The organism is Mycobacterium sp. 1245852.3, assembly GCF_001669335.1.
GTDB lineage: Bacteria > Actinomycetota > Actinomycetes > Mycobacteriales > Mycobacteriaceae > Mycobacterium > Mycobacterium europaeum_A.
The window spans coordinates 1-9,774 of sequence record NZ_LZLL01000475.1; the positions used below are offsets into that span (position 1 = coordinate 1).

The window sequence follows — 9,774 nt, forward strand, 5'->3', positions numbered from 1 at the left end:
GGTGAAGGAGCCCTGAAACAGACCCACCGCGACGGCGAAGATCAGACCGATGATGAGGACGGTGGCCAGTCCGAGCAAGGGTGGCAGGTAGTTGCGCCCGGCCGGCGGCCGCGCATGGCCGGTGCGCGCCGGTCGCCCCCCGACCGCGCCGCGACCGGCCGGAACATTCTGCGTCATTGCTGTTTCACCTCCTCTGCTAACCGGACAGGTTGAAGTTGCCGTTCGTACCGTAGATAGAAAGCGAGACCAACAGGGTCACCGAAACCACGACGATGAGCGAGGTGCGCACCGCGTTGCCGGTCGCGTTGCCGACGCCGGCCGGTCCCCCCGAGGCGAAATAGCCGTAGTAGGTGTGGATCAGCAGGATCGTGAGCGCCATCAGAATCGCCTGCAGGAACGACCACAACAAGTCGATCGGATTCAGGAACGTGTTGAAGTAGTGCTGATACAAACCCTGCGACTGTCCCAGTAGGAACGTGGTGGTGAACTGGCTGGCCACGAACGACAGGATGACGGCGATGCTGTACAGCGGCGTGATCGCCATCATTCCCGCCAGGATCCTGGTGCTGACCAGGTAGGCGACCGGCCGAATGGCCATGCTCTCCAAGGCATCCACTTCTTCGTTGATCCGCATGGCACCGAGCTGAGCGGTCACGCCGGCGCCGAAGGTGGCCGCCAGACCGATCCCGGCGACCACCGGTGCCGCGATGCGCACGTTGATGAACGCGGCCAGAAAGCCCGTCAGCGCCTCGATGCCGATGTTGCCCAGCGAGGTGTACCCCTGGATGGCCAGGGTGCCGCCCGCCGCCAGCGTCAAGAAGCCGACGATCACCACGGTTCCGCCGATCATCGCCAAAGTGCCCGCGCCCATGCTGATCTCGGCGACCAGTCGAATGACTTCGCGCGTGTAGTGGGTGGCAGCGAAGGGCACCCCGGCGAGCGCCTTGCCATAGAACAGGGTGTGATCGCCGATCCGCCCCATCAGGGCGACCGGCCTCTCGAGTTGACGGGTCAGACGCGGATATGCGGCCCTCAGTGCCATGGCAGCCCTACTTCGCCGTCATCTTGATGCCGATCGCGGTGACCACCACGTTGACGACGAACAGCGACATGAAGGCGTAGACGACGGTTTCGTTCACCGCGTTGCCAACGGCCTTGGCGCCACCGCCGGTGATCGACAGGCCCCGGTAGCAGGCGACCAGGCCGGCGATGAGGCCGAAAAGCGCTGCCTTGACGCACGAAATGATCACCTCGGGAACACCGGTGAGCAACGTGATGCCCGCAGCGAACGCGCCGGGGTTGACGTCTTGGACAAATACCGAAAAGACGTAACCGCCAAGGACGCCGATGATGACCACCAGGCTGTTGAGCAGGAAGGCGACCAATCCCGATGCCAGCATGCGCGGTGTGACCAGACGTTGCACCGGGTTGATGCCCAGCACCTCCATCGCGTCGATTTCCTCGCGAATCGTCCGCGCCCCCAGATCCGCGCACATTGCCGTAGCGCCGGCACCCGCAACGATCAAAACCGTGACCAGCGGGCCGAGCTGGGTGACAGCACCGAACGCGGCGCCCGCACCGGAGAGATCCGCCGCGCCCAGTTCGCGCAAAAGGATGTTGAGCGTGAAGCTGACCAGGACGGTGAACGGGATGGCGACCAACAAGGTGGGAGCCAGCGACACCCGCGCGACAAACCAGGACTGCTCCAAGAACTCCCGCCACTGGAAGGGCCGGCGGAACAGGTACTTGACCGCGTCGGCGGACATCGCGAACAGGGCGCCGACGGCGTGCATGGGCCCGGTGAAGTCGAATTTCAGTTTCAGCTGCGGTAATCCCGCTGACCAGTGGTCGGCGCCCTTAGTTGCCATCGGCGTCAGGCCCTTTCCACGCTACGAGACCGGCAGTCTTGTTCTGGCGCAACGGCTGCGGTAAGTTCAGCAGAATTGACGGCCGTAAACGCCCGCTGACGAGGGCGAAATGCTCAGCGGGCAGCCAATTTCCGGCATCGGCCTTGGAAGTGACAGCCGCGACCTCGCTCACGCCAGACCTCCGTTCTGTTGCGTGAGTTGGCGCTGCAAAACGAGGGGCCCCACGTCTTGAAGCGTCCGGCGATTATGACTCATGCCGCGTCCGGGCGGAGCGAAAAATGCATAACCGTTATCGCGCATTCCGCGATTGGTGCACGGGCGCAAGGCGACTGCGTCCCAACGCAAGCGACGGTCGGCTCAAGCATGTCGCTGCTGACTCCAGTCCAAATAGTGCTCACGTGACGGCGCCGGCCGTCTTGAGTTCGATGATGCGGTCCCAGTCGAGGCCGAGCTCCATCAGGATCTCGTCGGTCTGCTCTGCGAATCCGGGGGCTGGCCCGGTCTGTGGCGCTGCGACGTCGAACTGTACCGGGTTGGCCACCAGCTCGAGTTCGCCCGCCCGCACCAGGTACTCGTTCGAGCGGATCTGCGCATCCTCGGCCGCTTGCAGGGTGTCCTGCACGGGCGCCCACGGCCCGGAGAGCGTGGCGAAGCGCTCGCTCCACTCGGCCAGCGTGCGGCCGGCGATGGCCTTGGTCAGCAGCTCGACCGCGTCCGCGGTGTTGGCGGCGATGTTCTCCACGGTGTCGAAGCGCGGATCATCGGCCAACTCGGGCAGGTCGACGTGGCGGCACACGTCGGCCCAGAACTTGGTGGGCTGCATCATCACGAAGGAGATGTAGCGGCCGTCGGATGTCGTGTACAAACCCACCAGCGGGTTGTTGGGCGCGCCGTGCACGCCCGGCGGCGGCGATTCCAGCCGCTGGTTCAGATGCTTTGTCAGCGCGACCGTGTGCCCCAGCGACCACAGCCCGCTGCCCAGCAACGACACGTCGACCACCGACGGTTCGCCGGTGCGCTCGCGCTTGAGCAGCGCCGCCGCGATGCCGCCGGCCAGGTTGGTACCCGAGATGGTGTCGCCGTACGCCGGTCCGGGCGGCGCGATCATGCCCGGCATGCCGGCCGGAGTGATGGTGGCGGCCGTACCGGCCCGGCACCAGAAGGCGGTCATGTCGTAGCCGCCTTTGGTCGACTCTTCGCCGCGCGGGCCGAGCGCACTGCCGCGCGCGTAGACGATCTTCGGGTTCACCGCCCGGATGTCATCGACGTCGATGCCGAACTTGCGCCGGTGGTCGGGCAGGAAGCTGGTGAGGAACACATCCGAGCGGCGGGCCAGCTCATAGAGCACCTCCTTACCCTCGGGCACCGACATGTCCAGCCCGATGCTGCGCTTGCCGCGGTTGGCGTGCTCGATGTTGGGGTTGGGATCGCCCTCGACGCGCAGCATCCCGGTCTGTCGCAGTCCACGTTGCGGATCACCGGTCACCGCGTGCTCGACCTTGACCACGTCGGCACCCCATTCGGCGAGCACCGCACCCGCCGAGGGCACGAACCCGTACATGGCGACTTCGAGGACGCGGATGCCTTCGAGCGGCCTCATGCGCCGGCTCCTTTCGCTGAGACGGCGGGCACGGCGAAGGTCTTGCGCTCGAGGAACTCCTCGAGCCCGGCGACGCCCATCTCCCGGCCCACGCCCGACTGCTTGAAACCCCCGAACGGGCTATCCGCGCCGAAATAGTTGCCGCCGTTGATGGAGAAGGATCCGGTCCGGATCCGGCGCGCCACGGCCAGCGCGCGGTCCTGATCGCGGCTGAACACCGCGCCCGCGAGCCCGTAGATCGAGTTGTTGGCGATGCGCACGGCGTCGTCGTCATCGTCGAACGCGATCACCACGAGCACCGGCCCGAAGATCTCGTCCTGGGCGATCTCGCTGTCGGGATCGACGTTGGTCAGCAGCGTCGGCGCATAGAAGTAGCCCGGGTCGAGTCGCTTGCCCCCGGTGACCAGGGTCGCCCCGGCGGCCACGGCGCGCTGCACCATGCCGTCGACCTTGTCCCGCTGTTGCTCGTTGATCAGCGGTCCCATATAGGTTTTGGGATCGGCCGGGTCGCCGTGGCGCACCTTGGCGAAGTTCTGCGCGATCAGTTCGACGATTTCGTCGTGGTGCGACCTGGGCACCAACAGCCGGGACGTGAGCGCACAGCCCTGGCCCGCATGGGTGACCATGCTGAACGCCGCGAACAGGGCCGCGTTGGCGAAGTCGGCGTCATCGAGAATGATCGCCGCCGACTTGCCGCCCAGCTCCAGAAAGACCCGCTTCACGGTGTCGCTCGATGCGGCCATGATCTTGCGCCCGACCGCAGTCGACCCGGTGAAGGTGATGACGTCGACGTCCGGGCTGGTGGTCATGGCTACCCCGGCAGCCGGGTCCGACGAGCTCAGCACGTTCACGACCCCGGCCGGAATGTCGGTGTGATTGGCGATCAGCTCGCCGAGCGCCAGCGTGACCAGCGGTGTGTCCGGGGCGCCCTTGAGCACCACCGTGCATCCGGCGGCCAGCGCCGGGGCGAGCTTCGCCAGCGCGAGCTGGTTGGGGTAGTTGTAAGCGATGATGGCGCCGACCACCCCGGCGGCTTCCTTTTCCACCCAGCGGTGGTGGAGCATGCCTCGCGATTCTTTTTCGCCCAGGTCCTCGGTGAACTGATAGGTGCGCAGCAGGTCCGCGTAGAAGCGCACGATGCCGATCGGCTCGTCGAGCTGAGCGCCCTGGGTCAGCGCGCGGGTGGCGCCCACTTCGGCGATGGTGAGGTCGCGCAACTCCTCGGCGTGGTCGACGAGCGCCTGGTGCAACTGGTCGAGGCAGCGGATCCGCAACTCGACGTCGGTGGGCCAGCTGGTCTCGTCGAACGCCCGCCGGGCGGCCGCGATCGCCGCTTGAGCTTCCTCGCCACCGGCGTCCGGCGCATGCCCGATCACAGCACCCGTGGCGGGGTTGATCGAGGGGAACGTCCTGTCGGCGCTGACCAGCCGGCCATCGATCAACAGACGGCGGTCGACGTGGGACTCAGGCGCGGCATCCGCGACGGTCACTGTGGTTCCAGTGGCGGGCTCTGCCGTGTCCTGGGCAGGCATTCCGTACCCCCTAGTGTGGTGGCGATCACGATAATTTCATTCTCTTCCCCGGCGAATCTTACATTCGACTTTCGATAATTCAAGAAAGTCTCAGGAATGAGATCGGGGGTGCTGACCAGGGCCGCAACCGGCCGTACACTGCCGGCCAGGGTCTTTCCCGCAGGCCGGACGCGGTGTTAGGCGCATGTTGCACGGCGCTCCGCGCGGAGAGTAGGGTTCTCATAATTGTAAGGGAGATTCTTTGTGACTGAAATGGCCCCCTCCGGAGCAGAGGCCTCTACATGAAGACTGCGGTAGTCACCGGCGGCGGATCCGGCATCGGCCTCGCCGTCGCGCAACGCCTGCGGGCCGACGGTTTGAACGTCGCCTCCATCGACCTGCGGCCATCGGAAGCCGATTTCGCCTTCACCGCCGACGTCACCGATCGCTCGCAAGTGGACGCGGCGCTGTCGGCCGTCCGCGCGCAACTCGGGCCGGTGACGGTTCTGGTCAACGCCGCCGGCCTCGACGGGTTCAAGAAGTTCAACAACATCACCTTCGAGGATTGGCAGCGGGTGATCGACGTCAACCTCAACGGCGTCTTCCACACCGTCCAGGCGGTGCTCCCCGACATGGTCGAGGCGGGATGGGGACGCATCGTCAACATCTCGTCGTCGAGCACGCATTCCGGTGCGCCCTACATGAGTCATTACGTGGCGGCCAAGTCGGCGGTCAACGGCCTGACGAAGTCGCTCGCACTCGAGTACGGGCCCAAGGGCATCACGGTCAACGCGGTGCCGCCCGGCTTCATCGACACCCCGATGCTGCGCGCCGCCGAGAAGAACGGATTCCTCGGTGACATCGACGAGACCATCGCGCGGACGCCGGTGCGCCGGATGGGCACGCCGCAAGACATCGCGGCGGCGTGCGCGTTCCTGGTGTCCGAGGAGGCCGGCTACATCACCGGTCAGATCTTGGGCGTCAACGGCGGTCGCAACACCTGAGCGGTGGCGATTCGTCGGCGGCGCCCGGTAACCAGTGTGAGAGGAGACAATCCGTGAAGGTCTGGGTGGATTCACAGCGGTGCCAGGGCCACACCCTGTGCGCCATGATCGCGCCGGAATCGTTTCAGCTCAGCGACATCGACGGCAGCTCGTCGGCGGTCGAAGAGGTGGTGCCCACCGACCGCGAGGACCAGGTCCGTGAGGCCGCGCAGTCCTGTCCGGAGCAGGCCATCATGATCACCGACGACGCCTGAGCCGCTATCGGATCCGTAGCTACGGCAAACACATAGGGAGACAGAGCATTGAGCGTCGACGACGTCGTCAATGACAGCGACCGCAAGAAGAACCGGTACCACTTCGACCGGCATTCCGCGGAATACCGGTCGAAGTTCAAAGCGATCACCGAAGAGATGCACGCCAAGTGCCCGATGGCCTGGACGGATACCTATGGCGGCCACTGGGTTGCGGCCGGCAGCCACGAGGTGTTCGAGCTGGCCCGCTGCCCCGCCGTCTCCAACGATCACGACATCCACGGCGAACGCCGCGGCTACAAAGGCATTTCGATCCCCACGGCCAGCCGGGTCAGCGCGGTGCGCGGCGGGATCCTGGAGATGGACGACCCCGAGCACCGCATCTACCGAACCGTGCTCAACCCGTACCTGTCGCCCGCGGCGATCAAGCGCTGGGAACCGTTCATCGACGACGTGACGCGCGCCTGCCTGGACGAGAAGATCGAAAGTGGCCGCATCGACTTCGTAGACGACCTGGCCAACATCGTGCCCGCCGTCTTCACGCTGGCGATGCTGGGCATCCCGCTGAAGAAGTGGAACCTGTACAGCGAGCCGGTTCATGCCGCGGTGTACACGCCCGAACACTCCCCCGACATCGAGCGTGTCACCGCGATGCACCGCGAGATGGGCCTCGACATGGTCAACAATATGATCGAGATCCGCGCGAACCCGCGGCCCGGAATCGTCAACGGCCTACTCCAGATGCGCATCGACGGTGAGCCGGCCCCGGAGCTGGAAATCTTGGGGAACCTCGGCCTGGTTATCGGCGGGGGCTTCGACACCACGACCGCGCTGACCGCCCACTCGCTGGAATGGCTTTCGGAACACCCGGAGCAACGACAGCTGCTCAGCGACGAGCGCAAGACCCTGCTCGACCCCGCGACCGAGGAGTTCTTGCGCTACTTCACCCCGGCGCCCGGAGATGGCCGGACCTTCTCCGAGGACACCGAGCTCGACGGCACCCAGTTCAAAGAGGGTGAGCGGCTGTGGATTTCGTGGGCGATGGCCAACCGCGACCCCTCGGTGTTCCACGACCCGGACCAGATCATCCTCGACCGTAAAGGTAACCGGCACTTCAGCTTCGGGCTGGGCGTGCACCGCTGCATCGGCTCGAACGTGGCGCGCACCGTGTTCAAATCCATGCTCACCGCGGTCCTCGACCGGATGCCCGACTACAAATGCGATCCGGAGGGCACCGTTCACTACGAGACCATCGGCGTCATCCAGGGCATGCGCAAGCTGCCGGCCACCTTCACGCCCGGCCGCAAGATCGGGGCCGGCCTCGACGAAACACTGGAGAAGCTTCAGCGCATCTGCGACGAACAGGAACTCGCCCGGCCGATCACCGAACGCAAGGAAGTCGCGGTCATCGACTGAGCCGTTCAGAATTTCGCGAGTCGGCCTGTTCAGCGTGACCGCGTCTTATATTTGAGCCAAACGCGTGCGCAGAGAGGGAGACGCATCGGTGAAGACTTTCGCAATGAGCCTTGCGCTTGCCATGGCCGCGCTGACTCTCACGCCGAGCGCCCACGCGGACATGCTGTATTCCAATTACCGGGTGGACACGAACCGGGATCCCGGCCACAGCTGGATCTGGTCGATCAACCCGTGCGTTAATTCAGCGCCTGGATGCCTGCAGGTGTACGCAACGCCGCAGCCCAACGGGCAGGCGGCGCCCTGGCGAGGAGAGGCCCATCTGACCGATGGCCGCTATGTCATGGCCGCTGACGACCCCTTCGGTGTGCGTTGCGTGGTCCAGTTCTTTCCCTCGCATGACGTCTACTCGTGGGATCCGGTGACGCTGGCGGGTCAGGTCGACTCGACGTTCGACACCGGCTGCGGCGGCGGACCGGGGGGCGCCAACAGCTGGCCGTTCTCGCTCGTGCGATGGTAGCCGCGTGAGAGGTACAGGAGTCGGTCGATCATGACGGCGACGGGCAGCAGGCACGATGGCTGACGAGAAGAAGGCGCCGGTGGATTCGGCCACCTCGAAGGCCGACGTGCAGGCGTTGCTCGAGGAGGCCGAGGCCGAGGCCGCCGAAGCCGAGGCGCTGGCCGCCGCGGCCCGCGCCCGCGCTCGCGCCGCCCGCCTCCGGCGCGAAGCGCTGGCCCAGACCGAGACCGAGACAGCGACCGCGGCCACAACCGAGCCCGAGACCGCCCAAGAGGCGCCGGCCGCCGAAGAGGACGGAACCGACACCGCCGAGCCGGAGACCGACGACGACGTCACCGAAACCGTCGAGGCAACCGGCACCGAAGCAGCCGAGAACGAGGGCGAAGCCTCCGACGAAACCGCCGAAGGGACAGAAGCGCAAGCCAAGTCGGCCCGCTCTCGGCGGCGTCTGCGGCTGCCCTCGTGGTCCGTGGTGTGGAAGGCGGCGGTCATCCTGCTCATCTGCGCCTTCCTCGGCGCCAGCGGATACATGGTGTGGAACCACAATGAAACGATCGAGCGCAACCACCGCGCCGCGAACATTCTCGCGGGAGCCCGACAAGGTGTCGTCAACCTGACTTCCATGGACTTCAACAAGGCCAAGGAGGACGTCCAACGGGTGATCGACAGCTCGACCGGCCCGTTCCGGGACGACTTCCAAGCGCGCGCAAAGGATTTCACGACCGTCGTCGAACAGTCCAAAGTGGTCACGCAGGGAAGCGTGAACGCGGCGGCCGTGCAAACCATCAACGGGGATTTTGCGTTGGTTCTCGTCGCGGCCACCTCGCACGTCACCAACGCCGCGGGCGCCAAGGACGCACCACGCAATTGGCGGCTGAAGGTGACCGTGAAAAACGACGGCGGGCAATACAAGATGTCCAACGTGGAGTTCATTCCGTGAGCGAGGACCAGCCCGGCATCGACACGGCCGTCGACACTGCCGACGACTCTGTCGACCAAACCGACCGCGACGAAAGTAGCGCTCCACCTGCGCGGCGCAGGGTGAAAGTCGTTCCCGTGATTCTGATTGTGCTGCTGCTGCTTTCCGGCGGCACGGCGACCTGGCTGTACTTCAAGCAGTACCGGCCCGACAAACAGACCGACGCCAGCGTCGCGAGCGCGGTCGCCAATGCGGCGTCCGACGGAACCGTCGCGTTGCTGTCGTACTCGCCGGAGTCACTCGACAAGGACTTCGCCAACGCCAAGACCCACCTGTCCGGGGACTTCTTGTCGTACTACAACCAGTTCACCGAACAGATCGTCGCGCCGGCAGCCAAGCAGAAGTCGCTCAAAACCAACGCCCGAGTGTTGGGGGCCGCGGTTCAGGAATTGCACCCGAATTCGGCGGTCGTGCTGGTGCTGGTCGACCAGAGCACCACGAGCAAGGACACTCCCGACCCCGCGATGGCTTCCAGCAGCGTGCTGGTGAGTTTGACCCGAGTCAACGGCGCCTGGCTGATCACCAAGTTCGATCCGGTCTAGGCCGTTTCAGCTAGTTCGACCGTTGCGTGTGAACCCATGGCTTTCACTGTGAGCTGAGGGCGCCGACACGCCGGCGGCGGCCGCCA

At 65.6% G+C, this 9,774-nt stretch carries 11 protein-coding genes; 6 read left to right on the plus strand and 5 right to left on the minus strand.

Annotated features, from left to right (window positions below; genetic code table 11):
* Positions 1–196 precede the first annotated feature (196 nt).
* The 5 genes from A9W96_RS21135 to A9W96_RS21150 all read right to left on the minus strand — a co-directional run bounded on the left by A9W96_RS21135 (position 197) and on the right by A9W96_RS21150 (position 5,000).
* The gene (locus A9W96_RS21135) at positions 197–1,042 is read right to left on the minus strand and encodes an ABC transporter permease (RefSeq protein WP_066864323.1); all 846 of its coding nucleotides are present in this window, start codon (positions 1,040–1,042) and stop codon (positions 197–199) included.
* Between the two features lie 7 nt (positions 1,043–1,049).
* Entirely contained in the window at positions 1,050–1,868 is an 819-nt protein-coding gene (locus A9W96_RS21140; RefSeq protein ID WP_066864326.1) for an ABC transporter permease, read from the minus strand.
* Positions 1,858–2,040 (minus strand): hypothetical protein, encoded by a 183-nt coding sequence (locus tag A9W96_RS31630; RefSeq protein ID WP_156765345.1) that lies wholly within the window; start codon positions 2,038–2,040, stop codon positions 1,858–1,860. Before A9W96_RS31630 ends, A9W96_RS21140 begins: the two co-directional genes overlap by 11 nt.
* A 222-nt stretch (positions 2,041–2,262) precedes the next feature.
* The gene (locus A9W96_RS21145) at positions 2,263–3,468 is read right to left on the minus strand and encodes a CaiB/BaiF CoA-transferase family protein (protein WP_066864329.1); all 1,206 of its coding nucleotides are present in this window, start codon (positions 3,466–3,468) and stop codon (positions 2,263–2,265) included.
* Complete coding sequence (locus A9W96_RS21150) at positions 3,465–5,000, minus strand: aldehyde dehydrogenase family protein (protein WP_067142761.1); 1,536 nt, start codon at positions 4,998–5,000, stop codon at positions 3,465–3,467. The genes A9W96_RS21145 and A9W96_RS21150 overlap by 4 nt, the downstream gene beginning before the upstream one ends.
* 281 nt (positions 5,001–5,281) lie before the next feature.
* Between A9W96_RS21150 and A9W96_RS21155 the strand changes: the two genes are divergently transcribed.
* The 6 genes from A9W96_RS21155 to A9W96_RS21180 all read left to right on the plus strand — a co-directional run bounded on the left by A9W96_RS21155 (position 5,282) and on the right by A9W96_RS21180 (position 9,688).
* Positions 5,282–5,983 (plus strand): SDR family NAD(P)-dependent oxidoreductase, encoded by a 702-nt coding sequence (locus A9W96_RS21155; RefSeq protein WP_066880500.1) that lies wholly within the window; start codon positions 5,282–5,284, stop codon positions 5,981–5,983.
* Positions 5,984–6,036: 53 nt separating this feature from the next.
* Positions 6,037–6,237, plus strand: coding sequence for a ferredoxin (locus tag A9W96_RS21160; RefSeq protein WP_067142764.1), 201 nt, complete (start codon positions 6,037–6,039; stop codon positions 6,235–6,237).
* Between the two features lie 48 nt (positions 6,238–6,285).
* Complete coding sequence (locus A9W96_RS21165) at positions 6,286–7,650, plus strand: cytochrome P450 (protein ID WP_067142768.1); 1,365 nt, start codon at positions 6,286–6,288, stop codon at positions 7,648–7,650.
* 121 nt (positions 7,651–7,771) lie between these two features.
* Positions 7,772–8,167 (plus strand): hypothetical protein, encoded by a 396-nt coding sequence (locus A9W96_RS21170; protein WP_067023397.1) that lies wholly within the window; start codon positions 7,772–7,774, stop codon positions 8,165–8,167.
* Positions 8,168–8,222: 55 nt separating this feature from the next.
* Positions 8,223–9,107 (plus strand): hypothetical protein, encoded by an 885-nt coding sequence (locus A9W96_RS21175; protein WP_067142770.1) that lies wholly within the window; start codon positions 8,223–8,225, stop codon positions 9,105–9,107.
* The gene (locus tag A9W96_RS21180) at positions 9,104–9,688 is read left to right on the plus strand and encodes a hypothetical protein (RefSeq protein ID WP_067142772.1); all 585 of its coding nucleotides are present in this window, start codon (positions 9,104–9,106) and stop codon (positions 9,686–9,688) included. Before A9W96_RS21175 ends, A9W96_RS21180 begins: the two co-directional genes overlap by 4 nt.
* The last annotated feature ends 86 nt before the right edge of the window (positions 9,689–9,774 follow it).